The 21,084-nt window shown below is 54.2% G+C and carries 12 protein-coding genes; all 12 read left to right on the forward strand.

Annotated features, from left to right (window positions below; genetic code table 11):
* The first annotated feature begins 53 nt into the window (after positions 1-53).
* The 12 genes from M6D81_RS22855 to M6D81_RS31895 all read left to right on the forward strand — a co-directional run bounded on the left by M6D81_RS22855 (position 54) and on the right by M6D81_RS31895 (position 21,079).
* Positions 54-1,427, forward strand: coding sequence for an ABC transporter substrate-binding protein (locus M6D81_RS22855; RefSeq protein WP_262679422.1), 1,374 nt, complete (start codon positions 54-56; stop codon positions 1,425-1,427).
* Between the two features lie 110 nt (positions 1,428-1,537).
* Positions 1,538-3,337: a cache domain-containing sensor histidine kinase gene (locus tag M6D81_RS22860; protein WP_262679423.1), complete on the forward strand. Its 1,800-nt coding sequence runs from the start codon at positions 1,538-1,540 to the stop codon at positions 3,335-3,337.
* The gene (locus M6D81_RS22865) at positions 3,309-4,907 is read left to right on the forward strand and encodes a response regulator transcription factor (protein ID WP_262679425.1); all 1,599 of its coding nucleotides are present in this window, start codon (positions 3,309-3,311) and stop codon (positions 4,905-4,907) included. The genes M6D81_RS22860 and M6D81_RS22865 overlap by 29 nt, the downstream gene beginning before the upstream one ends.
* A 30-nt stretch (positions 4,908-4,937) precedes the next feature.
* A complete protein-coding gene (locus M6D81_RS22870) occupies positions 4,938-6,806 on the forward strand; it encodes a DUF2264 domain-containing protein (protein WP_262679426.1) in 1,869 nt (622 codons plus the stop codon).
* 23 nt (positions 6,807-6,829) lie between these two features.
* Positions 6,830-7,954, forward strand: a complete 1,125-nt coding sequence (locus tag M6D81_RS22875; protein WP_410795781.1) for a glycoside hydrolase family 88 protein — start codon at positions 6,830-6,832, stop codon at positions 7,952-7,954.
* 131 nt (positions 7,955-8,085) lie between these two features.
* A complete protein-coding gene (locus M6D81_RS22880; protein ID WP_262679428.1) occupies positions 8,086-9,135 on the forward strand; it encodes a peptidylprolyl isomerase in 1,050 nt (349 codons plus the stop codon).
* 24 nt (positions 9,136-9,159) lie between these two features.
* Positions 9,160-14,319 (forward strand): S-layer homology domain-containing protein, encoded by a 5,160-nt coding sequence (locus M6D81_RS22885; protein WP_262679429.1) that lies wholly within the window; start codon positions 9,160-9,162, stop codon positions 14,317-14,319.
* A gap of 587 nt (positions 14,320-14,906) precedes the next feature.
* Positions 14,907-15,689 carry a helix-turn-helix domain-containing protein gene (locus M6D81_RS22890; RefSeq protein WP_262679430.1) on the forward strand — a complete coding sequence of 261 codons (783 nt, stop codon included), beginning with the start codon at positions 14,907-14,909 and terminating at the stop codon, positions 15,687-15,689.
* A 305-nt stretch (positions 15,690-15,994) separates the two neighbouring features.
* Positions 15,995-18,442: a glycoside hydrolase family 38 N-terminal domain-containing protein gene (locus M6D81_RS22895; RefSeq protein ID WP_262679431.1), complete on the forward strand. Its 2,448-nt coding sequence runs from the start codon at positions 15,995-15,997 to the stop codon at positions 18,440-18,442.
* A 142-nt stretch (positions 18,443-18,584) separates the two neighbouring features.
* On the forward strand, positions 18,585-19,481 hold the full coding sequence (locus tag M6D81_RS22900; protein ID WP_262679432.1) for a phytanoyl-CoA dioxygenase family protein: 897 nt from the start codon (positions 18,585-18,587) through the stop codon (positions 19,479-19,481).
* A gap of 22 nt (positions 19,482-19,503) precedes the next feature.
* Entirely contained in the window at positions 19,504-20,301 is a 798-nt protein-coding gene (locus M6D81_RS22905) for a sugar phosphate isomerase/epimerase family protein (RefSeq protein WP_262679433.1), read from the forward strand.
* A 658-nt stretch (positions 20,302-20,959) separates the two neighbouring features.
* Positions 20,960-21,079, forward strand: coding sequence for a pentapeptide repeat-containing protein (locus M6D81_RS31895; protein WP_410795782.1), 120 nt, complete (start codon positions 20,960-20,962; stop codon positions 21,077-21,079).
* Positions 21,080-21,084 lie beyond the last annotated feature (5 nt).

Raw genomic sequence — 21,084 nt, forward strand, 5'->3', positions numbered from 1 at the left:
GATGTACATGTAAGCGTTACAACAATGCGGTATACATGATTAGGAGGGTTTATATGAAAAAGAGATTGGCAGCAGCTATGTTGGGCTTTACGGTACTGGCGTCGGCGTGCTCCGGCGGTGCGAACGGCGGCAATGCGAATAACGGCAACACGAATGCAGGACAACCCGATGCGGGGAACGGGGGCAAGGAGCCGGCTGCGGAAGAAGTAACGCTGAAGCTCAGCACGTGGCAGACGGAAGCGAAGGCGAAGTGGGACGTCATTATTCCCGAATTCGAGAAGCAGCATCCCGGCATTAAGGTCGAGCTGGATCTGTTGAACGAGAAAGGCGATTCCGTCGCTTCCATGCAGAAGCTGGATCTGATGGCGGCTTCCAAGGATCAGTTGGACATCGTGGAGCTGCCTTATACGAACTATTCGCAGCGCGCGGATATCGGCATGCTGGAGCCGCTCGACAGCTATATCGAGAAGGAAGGCTTCAAGTACGAAGAGGAGTATCTGGTCGATACGAAAGTAAACGATAAAATCTATGCTCTTCCTTCATCGATGCAGCGCTGGTTCATCCTGCTGAATAAGGATCTGCTGGACGAGGCGGGGTTGCCGGTGCCGACGGACTGGACATGGGACGAGTTCATGGAATATGCGACGAAGCTGACTGCCGGCGACGGAGCTTCCAAGCGCTACGGCGCTTATCTGCACAGCTGGCCGGATTACTTCCAGCTGCAGCTGATGAGCAAGCCTTCCGACAATACGTTCCTGAAGGGAGACGGCACGTCCAACGCGCTTGATCCGCTGTTCAAGGCGAACCTGGAAATGATGAAGAAGATGATGTACGAAGACAAGAGCGTCAATATTTATGAAGATATTATTTCCCAGAAACTGGCTTACCGCAATCAATACTTCAACGGCCTGGCGGCTATGCTGCCGATCGGCGACTGGATGGTGGCGGAATCCGGCGGTACGGACGCGATCCCGGCAACCTTCGTCTCCGCATTCGCGCCGCTGCCTCGCCTTGAAGGCGAAAGCAGCAACTACTCCCCTGTTCAACCGACTTACATGGGCGTAGCGTCGAAGTCGAAGAACAAGGAAGCTGCTTATACGTTCGTTAGATGGTATACGTCGGAAGGCATCGGCATCGGGGGCCGCGTATTCTCCGGCTGGGCGAAGGCGGATACGGACAAGCTGGTCGATACGATCGTAGGCGCTGCGAAGGACCCGTCGAAGATCGATACGGCGTCGTTGAAATATACGATGGAGAACTCCGTGCCCGGTCAAGCGCCGGTACCGTTCACTTATGCGGATGAAGTGAAGAATACGGTCGTTCCGGAAGCGGAGCTGTATCTGCTGGGCAATCAGGACGTGGACACGACTGTTGCCAACATCGACAAGAAGATTGCCGAGATTGTAAAAAACAACCAGAGCAAATAACTTCCAAATCGCTTGCCTGAACGAACGATAGCGATAAAATAAGACCATACAGTGGGACAGGAAAAGCGTTTTCCTGTCCCGATTCTAATTACGCTAAGAGGGCGAATTCCATGTTCAAACGGCATCAATCGCTGCGCATGAAGCTGGTCTGGTCGGCATTGTACTGCATCCTTATTCCGCTGGCGATCATTTATCTCGTAACGAATTACGTGACGAAGGATATGATTCTGGATAAAGCCGTCGCCAATTCGGAGAATGCGCTCCGAGTAACGAGCACCGAGATTAACGGCTTCTTCGAGCAAAGTCTGGAGATGACCAATTTCGTTCTGATGAACAATGAAATTCGGCATCTGCTGACTGCGAACAAGACTGAGCTGGCGAGCGGGGAGGAGCGCCGCAATTACTCTCTCGCCTACAGCCGGTTAATCCGCATATTGGACGATCTGTTCCTGCAGGAGACGGATATGCGCGTGACGATATTGGGAACGGACACTCCCTTCTATACGAATTACTCCCATAGCGACTATAATCCCAATCAATTCTACGAATGGGACGGGCTGAAGCAGATCATGAGAATGCCGACCTATTCTGCGCTGTGGATGGGCGGGAGAAGCACGGTGGACGGGCAAGAGGAATATACGATTACGCTTGGCCGTCCCGTCATCAGCTCGGCGAATACGCGGGCGGGGTCCATTATTGTGCAGATGAACGAGAGAGTGATCCGCTCCCGGCTAGCCCAAGAGAGCGGCCGTCAGCTGATGCTGCTGGATGGGGATGGCACGATCGTCTCGCATCAGGACCCGTCCCGTATCGGGGAAGAGATGGAGTGGTGGACAGGGAAGAGAGACTCCCGCACGCTGGAGATGGACGGGAAGGAGTACATCGTGACGGCACAGGCGCTGTCCAGCAACGATTGGCATGTCGTCAGTCTCATTCCGCTCTCTGCGGAGATTAAAGAGAACAAGGAGATTCTGTTCACCAGCTTTCTGGTACAGGCCTTATTCTTCACCTTATTCTTCATCTTGCTTACGATCCGGATCACTTCCATTACAAGGCCGATCGCCAGACTGAGCAAGTTCGTAACCGATATTGGCCAAGGTCGCCTTGACGCGCGCAACGGAATCAGGGAGCCGAATGAAGTGGGACAGCTGGCCCGGACGATCGACTACATGCTGGACCGCATTCAGGATATGATCGAACAGACGACGCAGGAGCAGGCCAAGAAGAGGAAGGCGGAGCTGGAAATGCTGCAGGCGCAGATCAATCCGCATTTCATGTTCAATCTGCTCAATTCCATTCGGATGAATATTCTCGTGGAAGGGGACAAGGCCAACGCGGAGCTGATCGGTTCGCTGTCTTCCTTGCTGCGGATGACGTTCAACCGCGACAACGAATTCATTCCGCTTCAGGAGGAAGTGAATACGCTGTCCCACTACTTGAAGCTGATGAACTTCCGGCATGCCAATCAGGTGAAGCTGCATGCCAGGCTGGAGGAAGGCTGCGGAGAAGTGCCCGTGCCGCGCTTCATTATTCAGCCGCTAATCGAGAATTCTGTTATTCACGGCTTCGAGCAATTCGACGGCGATATTTATATTGAAGCGGCTTGCAGTCCGGACCGTTCCATGCTGCATATTTGCGTCAGGGATAACGGAACGGGGATGGCGCCGGAGAAGCTGGAGGAGCTGCGCGACAGATGCGAGCGGGAGACGCAGCCGGAAGAAGGGCCGTCGAACGGCTTCTCGGGCATTGGCGTGAAGAACGTCTTCCAGCGGCTAAGGCTGATCTACGGCGAGAAGTTCCTATCCGATATTCAGAGTGAGCCCGGTGTGGGAACGGCCATTCATCTATCATTTCCTATCGACGACGAAAGAGGTGATCACCATGCTGACAGCGATTCTGGTGGACGATGATTATCCGGTTATCCGGTATCTCTCCCAAGCCATTGACTGGGAGACGATCGGTCTGCAGCTGATCGGCAGCTACGCTAACGGGCAGGAAGCCTGGGAAGCGGCGGGCGCTGCTCCGCCCGATATTATCATTACCGATATCGGCATGCCGAAGATGAACGGGCTGGAGATGCTGGAGAAGTTCAACGCCGTCAACCCCAAGGTCAGATCGGTAGTGCTGTCCTGTCATAACGAATTCGCCTTCGCGCAGCGGGCGCTGAAGCTGAATGCCGACGATTATATATTGAAGGAAAGCATGGATGCCGGCCAACTGCAGGACATCTTGTCCAGAATCGCCGACGAGCTGGGTCAAGAGCTTCAACAGGAAGCGGATATGGTGTCGTACCGGCAGATGGAATCGATGAATCAGACAGCGATCAAGGAGAAATTCCTGAAGGATACGCTGTTCCAATCGTCATGGGCGAAGAACGATTGGCTGGCGAAGGCGCGTTCGCTGGGCATTGGGCTGAATGCCGGCTGCTACATACCGGTTGTCATCGTAATCGACCGCATGCCGCATATTGCGAGAACGCGCAGAATGAATGAGTATACCCTTGCATTCGCCGTTGAGAATGTGATTCAGGATATGCTGGACTCTTCCAGATGGGTCGCATTCCGCTATGGCAGCAAGCAACTGGTATTGCTCTACCGCTGCGAAGATCCCGGCCGTGAAAGACAGACGGCGCATTATGAGATGCTGGAGGCGATGGAGACCGTCAAGCGGCTGCTGAAGTTCACGATTACCGGCATTATAGGGAAGGAAGCGAGATCCCCGAAGGATATTCAGAGCGCTCTGATGCCTGTATTAAGCGAGGAAGCATGTCTGTTCTATTGGAAGGAAGGCGCGCTACATCGTTATATGGCTATTGATTTCTCCAGAGAAGATATTTATACGCATTATGCGGATTTATTCTCCAGCATTAATACGAGCGCCGCTCTCCATCAGCCGGAGTTGATGCGGAGCGCCATCGGGTCATGGTTGAGCGAAGTGAGAATGCGGCAATACCATCCCAGCGCGGTGAAGGAATTCATCCTTCAGCTGCTGTTCGAGCTGCAGATGAAGGTGAAGACGACGCTGCAATGCGAGGGGCTGATGGACGGGGAGAAGCTGTACGATTCCGTGCACGAGATCGGAACGATGGATCATTTGGAGGAATGGCTCGCTCATTATTTGGACGACCTGTCGAAGAAGCTGGGCGTCTACACGGTCGGCTCCAAACGCCAGGAAGTGATCCGGGCGCAGCAATACGTCAATTCCAATGTGACGGAGAAAATCTCGCTGGAGGATATGGCGAAGCTGCTGAACTTGAATGCCAGCTACTTCAGCCGACTGTTCAAGCGGGAGACGAATCAGAACTTCATTGAATATGTCAATATGATCAAGCTTCAGAAGGCGAAGGAATTGCTGCAGCATACGAACAAAAGCGTGGAGGAAATATCCGATTATTTGGGCTACGCGAATAAAAGCTATTTCATTAAATTGTTCAAGCGGGAGATGGGAATGAAACCTAGCGAATACGCCAACTGGCGATAAGGAGTTCCGGCTTGAAAGGAGAGCGAAGCAATGACAGGGAGACATACGAGAGCTTGGGGCGGGCTTCGCACCAAAGCGGATTTGCAGCAGGCGGTCACGAATGCGTTCGAGCCGCTGAAGGACAGATTCACGCCCGGTTGTGCGGGTCTGGCGCTTGGCGCGACGGGAGCGATTCACAACGAAAGCATCGCGCTGATGGAAGCGTTCGCCCGTCCGCTGTGGGGGCTTGTTCCCCATGCGGCCGGAGGTGGAGCTTCGGACATATGGGAGAGATATGTACAGGGTGTGGTGAACGGCACCGACCCCGAGCATCCCGAGTATTGGGGCGAGTTCGGCACGAAGGATCAGCGGATGGTGGAGCAGTCGGTATTGGGGCTTGCGCTTGCTCTGGCGCCGGATCGGCTATGGGAACCGTTGACGGAGGGACAGAAGCGGCACCTGTACAATTGGCTGAACCAGATCAATCTCGTCGACCGGTCGAATCCCAACAACTGGCTGATGTTCACCGTGCTGGTCAATATCGGCTTCAAGAAAGTGGGCTGGCCGCATAATCAGAAGATCATGGACGAATATCTGTCGATCATCGATTCCTATTACTTGGGCGACGGCTGGTATTCGGACGGCAAGACGGATCAGCGCGATTATTACATACCGTTCGCCATGCATTATTATACGCTGATCTATGCGAAGCTGATGGAGGAAGACGACCCGCTGCGCTCCAGGACTTACAAGGAGCGGGCGGCGGCATTCGCGGCCGACTTCATCCACTGGTTCGCGGAGGACGGCAGCGCGATTCCATTCGGACGCAGCCTCACTTACCGGTTCGCGCAAGGCGCATTCTGGAGCGCGCTGCTGTATGCAGAGGTGCATCCCTTCCCGATCGGAGTCATGAAAGGCATCGTGCTGCGCCATCTGCGCTGGTGGCACGACCAGCCCATCTTCGGCCACGACAGTCTGCTCTCTATCGGCTACGCTTATCCCAATCTGAACATGGCTGAGAGCTACAACGCTCCCGGCTCGCCTTACTGGGCTTACAAGGCCTTTCTTATTCTGGCGTTGCCTGACGGGCATCCGTTCTGGGAAGCCGAGGAAGAGCCGCTTCCATCGCTGAAGGCGGCTGCGGCGATGCCGCATGCCCGAATGACGGTATGCCGGCCGGAAGGAGACAAGCATGTCGTCGTCTACGGCTCGGGACAGATGGCGAACTTCGATATGTCTCACAGCGCGGCTAAGTACGCGAAGTTCGCTTATTCCACGCTGTTCGGATTCAGCGTGCCGAAGGGCGGCTGGGGGCTAGTGCAAGGCGCCCACGATTCCATGCTGGCGCTCAGCGAATGCGACGGCTATTACCGTACCCGGCGCGAATGCGAAGCGTTCGACATCCGCGCCGACTTCGTGTATTCGCGGTGGTTGCCGTGGCGCGATGTGGAAGTTCGCAGCTGGATCGTTCCCTCCGGCATGTGGCATGTCCGGATACATCGCTTGCGGAACGAGCGTCCGCTGGACGCGGCAGAGGGCGGATTCGCCATACGGCAGCCGGAGGGCTATCTTCCTTGCAAGGACGACGCGACTGTCGCGGAGGAAGGAAGCGCGATTGTCCGGACCTCCCTCCATATGTCCGGCATTCGCTCAATATCCGGCTATCGGGAGGCGCTCGTCATCGAACCGGAAGCCAATACGAATGTCCTGCATTCGCGTACACTGCTTCCGACATTGACGGTACGGCTGGAGCCGGGCGAACATTGGCTGATCTCCGCCGTATTCGGGGGAACGATCGGCGAGAGCGGAAGGCGCGCATGGATCAGCCCGCCTAGCGTGGAGCGTGACGTGGACGGAAGCATTGCGGTACTCGACAAGGAGACGGGGCATCTCTATGCCCGTATAGAGCAACAACTATAACAAGAGAGAAAGCAGGGCTGATGATGAAGGGAAGATGGGACGCGGCTATTGAAGACGCGATGCTGAAGGTGAAGAACAATATTGTGAAATTCCCGGGCAAGCTGCCGCATATTGCAGATGGACAGCGCTATGAATGGGGAGACAACGACGATTGGATCGAAGGCTTCTATATCGGATTGATGTGGCTTGCCTATGAATATAGCGGAGAGATCTTCTATAAGGAAGCGGCGCAGAATTACTTGACGAACTTCAAGGATCGGCTGGATCGCCATGTGGCGCTTGACCACCATGATATCGGATTTCTCTATTCCTTGTCCTCGGTGGCACAGTGGCAGGTGACCGGCAGCACGGAAGCGCGCGAGGTCGCGTTGCAGGCGGCGGATCGGCTGTTGGCGAGATGGCGGCCGGCGATCGGCATTATTCAGGCATGGGGCAAAGAGGACGATGCCGACAACGGCGGCAGAATGATCATCGATTGTCTGCTCAATCTGCCCTTATTGTTCTGGGCATACGAACAGACAGGAGACAGCCGCTATTACGACGTAGCCTTCCGTCACGCCTTGAAGAGCCAGAAGTTCCTGGTACGCGGCGACGGTTCGTCCTATCACACCTTCTACTTCGATACTGCGACCGGGCACGCCCTTCGCGGCGGCACCCATCAAGGCTATGAGGACGGCTCTACCTGGACGCGCGGGCAGTCCTGGGGCATCTACGGCTTCGCGCTCGCTTACCGCTATACGAAGCACGCCCCTTTCCTGGACACTTCGAAGAGGCTTGCCCGTTACTTTATCGAGCATCTGCCGGAGGACCATGTCGCCTATTGGGATTTCGACGTTCCGATCGAGAACGGCACGCCGAGAGACAGCTCGGCATCGGCGATTGCGTCTTGCGGCTTGCTGGAACTGCTGGAACTGACCGGAGCCGACGATCCCGATCGTCCGCTGTTCGAGAGCGCGCTTCAGAACAGTATGGAAAGCCTGGTTGAACGGTATTCGACAATGGACGCGGCCGAGGCGGAAGGGCTGCTGAAGCACGGTTCCTACCATGTGCTGGGCGACCGCGCGCCGGACGATTATATGATATGGGGCGACTACTATTATATGGAAGCCCTCGTCCGGATGCAGCGCGGCTTGAAGGGCTACTGGTAGTTGAAATCGTTTCGAACCGGTCAAAATAGTGAATTGTTGGCGATATTTTGCCATGTTAAGATGAGTTAACGCTTCAGGAAGCGTTTTCAAAAAGGTGACATCAGCGAGAAAGTCAGGGGTGATTGGGAGCGATGAAGAAGAGAGGGGGAGGAGCAGGCGGCAGCCGTCTTGCAAGGCTGGGATGGCCTATCCTTGGTGCGCTTATCCTGGCAATGGCTTGCATCGGACTTCTTACCGGCGTGGGCGGGGAAGATCGTCAGCCCGGACTATTATCGATAGGCGGCGCAGTCATCCCGGAAGAAGAGTTCATGATGTTTTTCCAGGATGAGAAGGCGGCCACCGCGGACTATTTCTATAAGACATACGGCGCAGAGTTCGGCAAGACATTCTGGCTCTCCGAATTCGGAGGAGAGGTGCCGCTGGAGCATGCCAAGGCCAACGCCTTGAAGAAGCTTGTGCAACTGAAGGCGGAGCAGCAGCTGGCCGTGACTTACGGCGTACTGGAAAGCTCCGAATTCGGGGATATCGTACGAGCGATGGAGAAGGAGCAGAGCTTGTACGGAGCCGATTCGTTGAATCGGTTCCAGAAGTATATGGTCTATCACAGCAAGCTGGTGCTGGATACGATGGTCAAGTTCAATGCGGAGGCGGGCTCCGTGAAGGAAGAAGAGCTTGTCCGCTACTATGAAGCCAATAGAATGGAAAGGTTCAAGGCTCCGGACGAAGTGGGCGCGCTGGTCTTCCGTCTGGCCGAGCCGGATGCCGGCGGCTTGGAGGAGCTCTTCGCTGCGATTATTGGGGAGATGCGGGCCGGTACGGAGATCGGCGAGCTTCAACGCCGCTACATCGGCGGAAATATACTGGGCATCGAGTTGAAGCAATACGGCAGCGAAGAGGGCAAGGACGAGAATTCTTCCGGGCTGGAGGAGCTGCTGAAGGAGCATGCCTATGCGCTCGGAGCCGATCAGACGAGCGGAGCTATAGCATACGGCAATGAGAGCTACAGGCTGGTCTGCCTGGAGCGCAGGGACGGGGCTGTGGCTGAATATGACGAGGTTAGAGCGTTGATTGAAGATGAGCTGAAGGAACAAGGCTTCCGAAGCGCGCTGGAGGACGCCGGCAGCAGTGCAGAAGTGGTGATTCACGATCAGTCCCTGTATGACAGCTTGCAGATGCCATAATATTCGGGAAGGGGAATGTGCGATATGAGACGATTAAGACCGATGCTTGCGGCATTACTGGCTGCGCTCATCGTGCTTCAAGGATTGGGGATGTACGGCATGTCTGTCTCCGCAGCGGAGGAGGGTTCCATTGCCGCAATCATTGAAGGGCAGGAAGCTCCGGCTTCTGAAGAGCCTTCGGAAGCGGTTGAGGAGCAGTCGCCGGGGGCAACGGAGGAACAGACGGATGTACAGACGGAGGATCAGAGTGATGAGCTAACCGAAGAGCAGACAGCGGAGCAGACAGATGGGCAGCCAGTGGATCAGACAGATGGGCAACCATCGGAACAATCCGAGGAACAGGCTGCGGAAGTGTCTGGGGCAGTTGAAGAGCAGCCGCTTGCCGCTGCCTTGCTGGCGGCGACGGACTCTCCGATCAAGGCCAATGCGCTGTTCGGCACTACGGTGCGCGGCGGTTCGCATGCGGATAAGCCGGCTGCAACAGGCTCGAGTACAATTCCGCGCGAGATGATCGAGGCGAAGTGGGCCGGCGACATGAGCTACAGCAGACGCGGCCATATGGAGTTCCAGATGCCTTCCGGCGTCGACTGGAGCGGTGTGGCGAGCATGAAGCTGACCATGTTCCTGTATCAGCATACCGGCAACGGCAAGACCGATACGGTACAGGTGTTCAAGACGGACAAGCCGGCAGTCAGCGAAGAGAACTGGACGTGGAACAATACCGTCGGGCTGATGGATACCGCTGTCGTCGTAGGGGAGCAGACCTTCACGGAGACGGATGCGGGATCTTGGGTGGAGATCGACGTGACAGCGTTGAAGGTCGGTCTGCAGGACGGCGACAGGCTTGCGCTCGCGCTGTATCCGAAGGAGGAATACGATCAGGGCGGACTTCGCTTCTACTCGCAGCATCAGGAAGGCGGAATCTATACGCCGTACTTGAGCATCTATGAAAACGAATACAGCGATACGCTGCCGCCGACCTTGCAAGTAACCGGCATGTCCGACGGGCAGCAAGTATTCGAAGAGGAGCTAGACTTCCAGATTCAGGCGAATGACAATGAAGACGCTAATCCGATCATCCATCTGACTGTGAACGGACAAAGCGTCGGGGCGGTCAACGGCCTCAATACGATTACCTTGCAAGCGGGGCAAAACATTATCGCGATTAGCGCGGAAGACGCTTCCGGCAATCAATCGGAAGCGATGGTATTCCGCATCGATTACTCGAAATCGCATATGTATCCCGTTATAGCGGATACATACACTGATGTGCGAAGCCCTTCGACCAATTATAACGGCTCCACCGACAAGGGCGGGCTGCAGCTGAAAAATCCGGCCAGCGCCAGCACGACCAGAAAAGTATATGTGTCCTACGACTTGTCGGGCAACACGCTTCCTTATGTGAAAGAAGCCGGCATACAACTGTATGCTTACGAGCTGATGGGAACGGACCGGACGAGCGAAATTGTCAATATTTACGAAGTAGCCGACTTCGACGAGACGACGCTAACCTGGGGATCGGCGCCGGATAACGGAGAGAAGGTGGCAGATGCCGCTTACGACCGATCCGAAGCCGGACGCTATGTGAACCTGGACATCACGGATTATATCAATGAGAAGCTGACTGCGGGCGCGCCACTTGGACGCTTGAACTTCGTCCTGCAGATCGAGAACGGCCATGATCAGAAAGGGATACATATCGCTAGCAAAGAGAAGTATCCCGAGAACAAAGCGCGGCTGGTGCTCGTGGAAGGACTGCCGGCGCCGTCGCTTGAAGTGGCGGGAATCGAGCAGAACGCCGTCTATACGGCGGACAGCCTGAACGATGTGTCGATTCAAGCGAAGAGTGTAAACGATGCGATTGCGGTTGACGTCGAGGTGAGCGTCAACGGGACCGAGGTGGCGTCCAGAGGCGGCAATCTGTACGATATCCCGCTGCAGGCGGGAACGAACGTCATCCGGGTAGTCGCGACGGATCAGGAGTATAACGAGACGTCGCTGACCTATACGGTTACAAGGCTGTACGCCGCTCCGGCAGCGGTGTATTACGTAGACAGCATGTCGGGAGACGACTCCAACGACGGGCTGAGCGCAGAGGCGCCTTGGCGGTCGCTTGACAAGGTGAATGCGATGGCGTTCCAGCCGGGCAGCACAATTCTGTTCAAGCGGGGCAGCATCTGGAACGGTCAATTCCGGCCGAACGGCTCGGGAACGACGGAGGCGCCGATTATCGTTGACGCTTACGGTGACGGTGAGAGCAAGCCGATTATGAACGGCAACGGCATCTCCAATCTGGATACCGGCAATACGATTTCGGAAGGCGCAGTGCATTTGTACAATTTGTCCTATTGGGAATTGAATAATCTGGAGATTACGAATCAGGGCGAGGATACGCCGAACGCAAGCCGGGCGGGCATCATGGTCGTGGCGGGCGGCAGCGGCTACGTCAATCATATTCATATTCGCAATGTATATGTGCATGACGTTAATGCGCATGAGGATGCTCAGAAAATATCGGGCGGCATCATTTTCAGGGGCGATACGATGGACGAGAAGGGCAATGTGACGAACATTCCTTCCGGCTTCAACGATATTCTGGTAGAGGACTCCCATATCAAGAACGTGTCCATTGAAGGGCTGCGCACCAAGACGTACTTGAACGGCGGCGACACCGGAGCCATCAAAAATGAAGGGGTCGTATTCCGCAACAATCTGATCGAGGATATATACGGAGACGGCATCGTCGTCGCGGAAGTAGGCTCCGGCGGCATCGTGGAGAAAAATATCGTCAGAAGGCACAGCCAGAGCGGCAAGCGCAATTATGCGGGATTGTGGCTGTATCAGGCGAACGGAGCCGTTATTCAATACAACGAGGTTTATGACGGCGTTCAAGGCTATAACGACGGGGAAGCATTCGACTTCGACATCGGGGCGAACGACAATGTATATCAGTACAACTACAGTCATAACAACAGGGGCGGCTTCTTGCTGACGATGACCAGCGCCGGTTCGGGCAATGTGTTCCGTTACAACATTAGCAAAAACGACGGCCGCGGCACGGAAATTTTCTTCTGCATGAACGATCGCACAGCGATATACAACAACACGATCTATGTAGGAGAAGGCACGACGGTCCGTTATCTCATTAATGAGGACAATATGAAAAATATGTTCTTCAAAAATAACATTGTGCAAGTAGACGGTACAATTGAAAAGTACTCGCCGGTGAATGAGCCGTACGATGCGCCGAATGTATCGCATAACTTGTTCTACCCGGCAAGCATCGCGAGCTTGCCCGGCAGCCCGAACGCTTATGCCAGCCTTGTTACGGAAGATCCGCAGCTGGCAAGTCCGGATACGGCAAGCGCTGTGATGGATGTATGGACGCCAAGCGTCTGGGACGCCAATATTGCGAACTTCAAGCTTGGCGAAGACTCTCCGGCAATCGATGCGGGTACCGTCATCGCCGATGCTGGAGAGCATGATATTTATGGCAACGCCTTGTATGACGGGGAAGGACCGGACATCGGCGCTCATGAATTTACGACCGTTGTTGCGGTAACCGAGGTCAGTCTGTCGCAAGACACGCTTGCATTGAACGTAGACGAGACGCGACAGATGACAGCGACGGTATTGCCGGAGAACGCAACCAATCGGCAAGTGGTCTGGATGAGCAGCGATGAGGAAGTGGCGACAGTGGACGCGAACGGTCTGGTGACAGCCGTTGGCGAAGGAACGGCCGCGATTACGGTAACGACGGAGGACGGCGGCAAGACGGCAGTCGCGAACGTAACGGTTGCGGCCGATACAGGCGGCGAGCCGACGCCAACGCCGACGCCAACACCAACACCGACGCCAACACCAACGCCAACACCGACGCCGACTCCAATACCGCCGATCATACCGCCGATCTCAACAACGCCTCCAACGGCAACGCCGGAAATTCCGGACGTCGAGACGGAGACGAATCATGATCAGGACATCGTCACTGGGATTGTGCAGGCAGTTGCGGTAGCGAACGACAGCGGCCATGCAACGATTGATATCAGCCTGGAGCTGGTGAAGAAAGCGGTGGAAGAAGCGGTCCGTCTGGCATCGCAGCAAGGGAAGGGATGGACGTCCGCTGTCACAATTCGCGTACAATCGGATAGCGCCCCTGCATCTCTCGAGACGCTTCTTGCACCATCCTTGATCGCATTGCTGATTGAACATGGAGTAGACAAGTTGACCGTATCCACGAATCAGGCATCTGTCACGCTGGGAAGCGACGCTCTGGCGGAAGCGCAAGAGAGAGCGGATAAGGAGCTGAAGCTCTTGCTGAACGCGGCAGATGCTTCGGATCTAGCAGAGGAAGCGGCGCAAAGGATTGGAGGCCGCCCGGTTATCCAATGGGCATTGACGAGCGGAGATGGAGCCGATCAAGCGCTTGATGTGCCGCTGTTCATCGCCGTGCCGTATAGCCTGAAGGATGGCGAAGATGCCTACGCGGTACTGATCAGCCGCATGAACGAAGATGGTCAATTGGTGCCGGTCATGACATCCGCATACGATCCGGAGACGGGATCGGTCGTGTTCCGCGCGGTCGGGTCGGGTCGCTTCGCGGTCAGCTATAACAAGGTCACGTTCGGTGATGTATCGCCTGACGCCTGGTACAGCGACGCGGTGAGCTATGCGGCGGCTCGGGCTATCACGAACGGTACGGGCAATGGCCTGTTCAGTCCGGAAGACAAGCTGACGAGAGCGCAGTTCATCGTGTTGGCGATGAAGGCGTACGGCATTGCGCCAGACGAGCAGCCACAGCAGAACTTCGCCGATGCGGGCGAAGCGTATTACACGAATTACCTTGCCGCGGCGAAGCGCCTGAACATCTCGCAAGGTGTAGGAGACAATCGCTTCTCGCCGGACAAGGAGATTAGCCGCGAGGAACAGACTACGCTGCTGTATGCTATCTTGAAGCAGACGGGCAAGCTGCCGGTTCCGGTTCAAGAAGCAGGCAATGCGCTGCAGGATTTCTCCGACTCCGGTCAGATCTCCGAATGGGCAACCGAAGCCATGTCCTACATGGTGGAAGCTGGCATTGTGAACGGGAGCGGCGACCGCTTGCACCCAGCGGCATCGGCTACAAGAGCGCAGATGGTTCAGCTCTTGTTCAATTTGCTGACACAGGCATCTGCGAGCCGCTAGGACGGTATAGCTCAGCAGGCCGGAATCATGTAAGTTTCAATTGAAAAGTATTATAGTTAACCCTGGTAGAATCGCAATGTTCTATCAGGGTTTTTCTCTATATTCAGGAGATTGTGCTCTATTCCGAACTGCGGATAAGCGACTGTGTTCGGTTGAGGCGCTGTTGCGGAACAAATAAGGACCGAATTGTCGCTTGATGCAGGAACGGACTTATCGGTTGCCACAGAGCTTATTTGGCTCGGAATGGGAGACATTGCAGGCTTACGGTTGCCCTGGAGCTTATGGAGCCCGGAAAGTGCGATATCGGTTGTCACTGTGAGAAATAAGCCTCATGGTGTCCGTTACAGCAATAAAAGCGGGATATGTGACGCAATAAGCTCGATGGCAACCCTAAGCGCATCAAATGGAACTTTTAGAGAACGAACGGAGGAGCTTGTCACCTGTAAGGTTGATTTGTTTTTTACACGACACGAGCCACTCTCGGTCCCGGTTGCTACAAGCCGCAAACCATTGTATAGTGTATTGCAACATATGCTTGCGCAAGTGGCAGCAGCTCATCATCTTGGCGAAAGGAGGGAAATGGCGTCTTGCTCGGTATCAATAGCTTCATAGGAGCCCATGACAGGAATTGGGAGGATGAAGATATCTACTCCCATCCACATTTGGAGATCACGATCGTTCTGGAAGGACGCTGCCGATTCCGCGGGGAAGAGCAGGAGCGAGTGGTGGAGGCCGGCCAGATTGTTCTCATTCCTCCCCATTACCCCCATTCCTTCCATGCGGTATCGGCCGTTCGCTTCGGTGTATTGCTTATTGACGGGCTGTCTCCCCGCATACGGGAATTGTTCGACAGGCTCATCGTTGACGGAGGGCCGCGTATGATTACGCTGTCCAGACTGGATCAGGATCATTATGAGAGGTTGTTCCGTCAATGGCTTCGCATCCATTCCTCCCCGTTGAAGGAGCCCGAGCGGAATTATATGGCCTGGATCGAAGTGATGCTGCTCTTCCTGAACGAGCATAGCCATTCCGACCAGCAGGCCTTGTCCATTGCGCATACCGGCGACTACATCCGGGAACATCTGCAGCAATCAATCCCGATCTCTGCGCTCGCCGAAGAGGCGGGACTGTCTGAGGAGGGGTTCCGCAAGCAATTCTACAAAGTGTACGGCGTTACTCCCAAGCAATACCAGCAGATGTGCAGACTTGCGGAAGCGAAGTGGCTGCTCAGCTCTTCCGAGAAGAGCATGCAAGCGATTGCCGATATGATCGGGTTCACCAAGCTGCATTCCTTCTCTCTTTGGTTCAAGAAGATGGAGGGCTGTCCGCCGACGGAATGGAGAGCGCGTCAAAGACTGTACCATGATTGATCATCAGCCGATAGCGGATAGTTGGGAAATGTGCGTGTGACGTATGTCCTGCATCCAATGCGCGCTTGTTCGAAGCTTGATTGACAACTTGTTTGATAATGCACACCGCCCCATCCATTACTTGAAATGGATGGGGCGATTTTTATATTTATAATGTTTCTGTTTCTATTGGATACAAATCGAAAAGTTATTTGCAATGAATTGCTTTACACTGATAGCGGTATTCATTAATAAAAAAATCGCATTTGTAATGGTTTCGCATGCTCAATAGGATGATTTATTGTAACCTTGAAAGGAGCTTGACGATGCATCGAAACAAACCTTGGAAAATTTATGTGATTCAACACTCCCATACCGATGTGGGCTATACCGAACGACAAGAAAAAATCCGCCAATATCATGTCAATTATATCCGGCAGGCTCTGCAAATTGTGCGGAATATCGAGAGCGGCGCTAGACCTGACTGGAAGGGCTACAAGTGGGTATGTGAAACGTATTGGCCTGTTGAGTCGTTCCTATCGAAAGCTACAGCCGAAGAAAGAGAAGCATTCGCTCAAGCTGTGAATAAAGGGTATATCGGTCTCTCCGGCACGTACCTCAACTTCGGCGAGCAATTGAATCAAGAGATGATCTCGGTTATGATTAAGCGGATTACCGATTATGGACAATCCATTGGATTCCCTGTACGTTCTGCGATGACGGCAGACATTACAGGCTTCGGATGGGGATACAGTCAAGTGCTGGCGGATGCTGGCGTCGAGAATGTAATGACGTGCATTCATACCCATCACTCCATGTTCCCGTTGTGGAAGAAGCAAGTTCCATTCTGGTGGGAGACTCCTAATGGAGAACGCATCCTCACTTGGAGCGGTGAGCATTACATGTTCGGCAATGACCTGGGATTGATCCCTGGCCTTGGCGGATCTTATACGATTCGAGACGAGCATGAGGTACGCAACGGAGTATCCTTTGAAGTGGCTGAGGCGCGAATTGAGCGTTATTTGGAGCAATTGGCTGCTGATGGCTTTACGTTCCCCTTTGTACCGGTGATGGTATCGGGACTCCCAACCGACAACGGCTCGCCCAATGCTTCATTAATGGATTTTGTGAATCCATGGAATGAGAAGCATGGCGACCGCATCTATATTCAACCGGCGACATTGGACGATTTCTTTACGGACGTAAGAGCTTATGCAGCAGAGCATCCTGCAGAAATCGAGACCTATGGTGGGGATTGGCCAGATTGGTGGACGGATGGCTCGGCGTCGACGCCGATGCATGTACAGATCTTCCGTGAAGCACAACGTGTCTATAAGAAGGTGAAGCAAGCAGATCCCGCATGTGAGATTGTCTCCAAAGAACGTCTCGCAGCGATTGAATACGAGCTCGCGCTATTCGCTGAGCATACCTGGGGATATCATTCTTCTGTTACAGAACCTTGGAATCCATTCGTTCAGGAGCTTGGCTGCAGGAAAGAAGCTTATGCGGCCAATGCAAGCTCACTAGCTCATACCGCTTTATATGACATTCTTGAGGCGCGCGGCGATGCGCTGCTGGGTCCAGATCGTCCTATGAAATTCGAGCTATACAATCCCAATGCATTTACACAATCGGATTATGCCAAGCTCATTATGGAAGGCTGGCATATATCGGAATTAAAGAACGGCTTTGAAGTTGTCGATGAGGCGACAGGCAGCAACTACGAGGCCCAAATGGTTACAGGGCACCGCGGCGTTGTCGTTACCATCCCGGTAACTCTACAGCCTAAGCAACGAGTGCAGTTGACAATCAAGCCCCTGCCGAACCGCAAAACTGTAACGGCGTTCCGAACAGATTATGTAGGATCGGATCGTATGATGGATATTATTCCGCCAGTTACACCCAAGCTTCACATTACGCCGAAGTTTATAGAATCTCCTTTTGTTCGGCTGGAATGGGAGATAGGCTCCGGCATTACGAGATGGATTGACAAATCCACGAACCAGGATCTGCTTCGAGCAGACCGCAATCATCATGCATTTACGCCTGTCTACAATGTGACGCGGGCACCTGATGAATTTGGCATGTACGATGTACGCCGCAAGATGGGACGAAATCGCAGAGGACCCGACGCGATTACTTCTGTAGGCACACTTATGAACGTTGATATTGTGGAGAAGGGAGCGCTCTACGGTACTGTTCGGTTAACTTATAGAGTAGACGGCTGCAGTCATTATTCGTTACTCGTTACTGTATATAGTGACCGTGCCCGCGTTGATGTTGCAGTACGCATGCATAAGGAAAGTGTATGGGACCCCGAGAATCTGTACATTTCTCTTCCTTTCGGAAGTGCTTCAGCTTCACGGCAGCATGAGCTATGGATTGAGAAAACAGGTGCGGCAGTACGTCCGCGAATCGATCAACTCCCAGGCTCCCTTGCCGATTTTTACTGCGTGGATGAGGGCGTAGCGTATGTCAATGAAGCACAAGGGGTTGCGATTGCAATGCCTGACACACCGTTAATTCAAATCGGTTCATTAGACTACGAAGATCGCCTTCTGAGCGGACATCCGGGGTTGGCTCATGATCCAGCTCACCTTTATGCATGGCCAATGAACAATTATTGGGAGACGAACTTCAAGGCGACATTGGGAGGGTTTTATGAATTCCGGTACTATGTTGCTTGGGGAGAGGAACTCCATACGCCACAAGCCGCTTTGACATCATGCACGAGCTTGAACGCAGGAATACTGGTTTGGAGAACAAGTAAGTAAGAGCAATTGCCGGTAAGAGCGTCAGGTTTTGCGTAAATAATGTATGGATATAACTAACGACTTGCTTCCGGCCATCCTGCTATGCTGATAGGGAACCAAGCATAAGGCATCGCTACACAGCGAGCAGGAGAGGGGAATCGGTATGAAAGTAACGATCGGGCAACGCGAATTGGAGATGGGCGGCAAGTATCTGACGGAATTAAAGGACAGCAACGATATCATTAATGATATGGAGGCGCTCAGGGGGCGTCTGGAGGAAGACGGATATCTGCTGATCCGCGGCTTCCACGATCGGGAACGGATTATGTCGGCCAGAACTGAGTTTCTTCGGAAGCTGCAGTCGATGGGCAGGCTGAACCCGGATTATCCTATGGAAGAAGGGGTAATCGCCAAGGAGAATAAAGGCGCGATGTGGGGAGGCGCGGCGGAAAGCCTGCAAGCCGACTTCCCTCAATTCCTGGAGACGGTCAATCATCCTTCCGTCATGGGGTTCTTTGACCGCTTGCTGGGAGGAGAAGCCATGACCTACGACTACAAGTGGCCTCGTGCAATTCCTCACGGGGGCAATACAGGCGCGCACTACGATGTCGTCTATATGGGAAGAGGAACGAAGCGGGTGTACACGATGTGGACGCCGTTCGGAGACACTTCGCTGGAGATGGGAACGCTGGCGATGTGCCTGGGCTCGCAGCATTTTGACCGCATTAGGCAAACCTACGGCGAGATGGACGTGGATCGCGACAATGTGGCGACGGGCTGGTTCTCCGAAGATCCCATCGAAATTGTCGATACGTTCGGCGGTCAATGGGCAACTACGGAATTCCGGGCGGGAGATGCTATAATCTTCGGTATGTACATGATGCACACATCGCTTAACAATAACACCAATCGCTACCGGATCAGCGCGGATACCCGCTACCAGCTCGCTTCCGAGCCGGTGGACGACAGATGGATCGGCCGTAAGCCGAAGGGGCACTACGCCTGGGGCCAGAAGCCTTCGAAATCCGTAGCCGATGCACGCAAAGAATGGGGAGTATAGCTCCCGTCAAGGAGGAAATGTCATGGAAAGAAAAATGATTAAAGCGCTTTGGGGAATGGAAGGAACGCTGGAGGAACAACTGCAACGAATCTCCGAAGCCGGGTATGCCGGCATCGAAGCTCCGCTGCCTTCCCTGGAAGAGGAAAGTCGGTTCCGCGAGCTGCTGAGCCGCTACGGACTTGACTATATTGCCATGGTATTCACAGGAGGAGAAGATCATGCGGCTTCCTTCGAGCAGCAGGTGGAGCGGGCAATTGGCTTTAACCCGCTTCTGATCAATTCGCATAGTGCGCAGGACTGCATGCCGTATAAAGAGCAGGTAGCCTTCTTCGCCAGAGCGCTTGAAGTGGAACGCCAAGCCGGCATAGCCGTCGGTCACGAGACGCATCGGGGCCGGGCCATGTTCACACCTTGGGGAACCGCCAGTCTGCTCGACGAGTTGCCCGAGTTGAAGCTGACGGCTGACTTCAGCCACTGGTGCTGCGTGTGCGAGTCGCTGCTGGGGAATCAGGAGGATAATCTCCGCCGTGCGTTCGAACGAGTCATTCATATCCATGCTCGCGTCGGCTATGCCCAAGGTCCGCAGGTGCCGCATCCCGGCGCTCCGGAATATGCGCTTGAGCTGGAGACGCATGCCGAATGGTGGCAGAAGATCGTCGACCTTCGCAAGGCCGAAGGCAGCGAGCTCATCACGATTACGCCGGAATTCGGTCCTCCCGGCTATCTTCATACGCTGCCGTATACGAACCAGCCGGTAGCCGATCTATGGGAAGTATGCCTGTGGATGAGCCGTTATCTTGATGATAATATCCGTTATTAAGCAGTATCTATCTATTGTGCCCGAGCGAGTGGCTGACCTATCGAACCAAACCGGCTCGTGCCAGAGGAAGTAGCGATCTATCGCTCAAATTGCACACATAGCGCCGGAAACGAGCGGGAAATTGAGCGCTATCGCTCAAAATGGTCACATAGCAGCAACTAAACCACTTCGTGCCGGAGGAAATAGCGGTCTATCGCTCAAATTGCACACATAGCTCCGGAAACGAGCGGGAAATTGAGTGCTATCGCTCAAAATGGTCACATAGCAGCAACTAAACCACTTCGTGCCAGAGGAAGTAGCGATCTATCGCTCAAATTGCACACATAGCTCCGGAGATGAGCGGGAAATTGAGCGCTATCGCTCAAAATGGTCACATAGCAGCAACTAAACCACTTCGTGCCGGAGGAAATAGCGGTCTATCGCTCAAATTGCACACATAGCTCCGGAAACGAGCGGGAAATTGAGCGCTATCGCTCAAAATGGTCACATAGTCGCAAAACACCCCCGCCATGTGTCGCTCCATGGGGATATCGAGTGGGAAGGTGAGGAGAAAGGACTGTGCTGGCTGTGGTGTGCATCCATTAATGAGACTCTACTTGAAGCAATAGCCGCTCCCGGCGCTAAGCCGCCGCACCTGTTCCAACCCTGGAAGAGGCCAGTGCGATTCAAGCACTGGCCTCTACGCCATTCAAGCCTACGCCATTCAAGCCTACGCCATTCAAGCCTACGCCATTCAAGCCTACGCCATTCAAGCCTACGCCATTCAAGCCTTCGTTAATCAGG

The organism is Paenibacillus sp. J5C2022, assembly GCF_025567625.1.
GTDB lineage: Bacteria > Bacillota > Bacilli > Paenibacillales > Paenibacillaceae > Pristimantibacillus.

Coding starts and splice junctions, on each gene's coding strand:
- M6D81_RS22895 (WP_262679431.1), top strand. CDS start 15,995: ATGCATCGAAACAAACCTTGGAAAATTTATGTGATTCAACACTCCCAT.
- M6D81_RS22860 (WP_262679423.1), top strand. CDS start 1,538: ATGTTCAAACGGCATCAATCGCTGCGCATGAAGCTGGTCTGGTCGGCA.
- M6D81_RS22855 (WP_262679422.1), top strand. CDS start 54: ATGAAAAAGAGATTGGCAGCAGCTATGTTGGGCTTTACGGTACTGGCG.
- M6D81_RS22875 (WP_410795781.1), top strand. CDS start 6,830: ATGAAGGGAAGATGGGACGCGGCTATTGAAGACGCGATGCTGAAGGTG.
- M6D81_RS22870 (WP_262679426.1), top strand. CDS start 4,938: ATGACAGGGAGACATACGAGAGCTTGGGGCGGGCTTCGCACCAAAGCG.
- M6D81_RS22905 (WP_262679433.1), top strand. CDS start 19,504: ATGGAAAGAAAAATGATTAAAGCGCTTTGGGGAATGGAAGGAACGCTG.
- M6D81_RS22865 (WP_262679425.1), top strand. CDS start 3,309: ATGCTGACAGCGATTCTGGTGGACGATGATTATCCGGTTATCCGGTAT.
- M6D81_RS22885 (WP_262679429.1), top strand. CDS start 9,160: ATGAGACGATTAAGACCGATGCTTGCGGCATTACTGGCTGCGCTCATC.
- M6D81_RS22900 (WP_262679432.1), top strand. CDS start 18,585: ATGAAAGTAACGATCGGGCAACGCGAATTGGAGATGGGCGGCAAGTAT.
- M6D81_RS22880 (WP_262679428.1), top strand. CDS start 8,086: ATGAAGAAGAGAGGGGGAGGAGCAGGCGGCAGCCGTCTTGCAAGGCTG.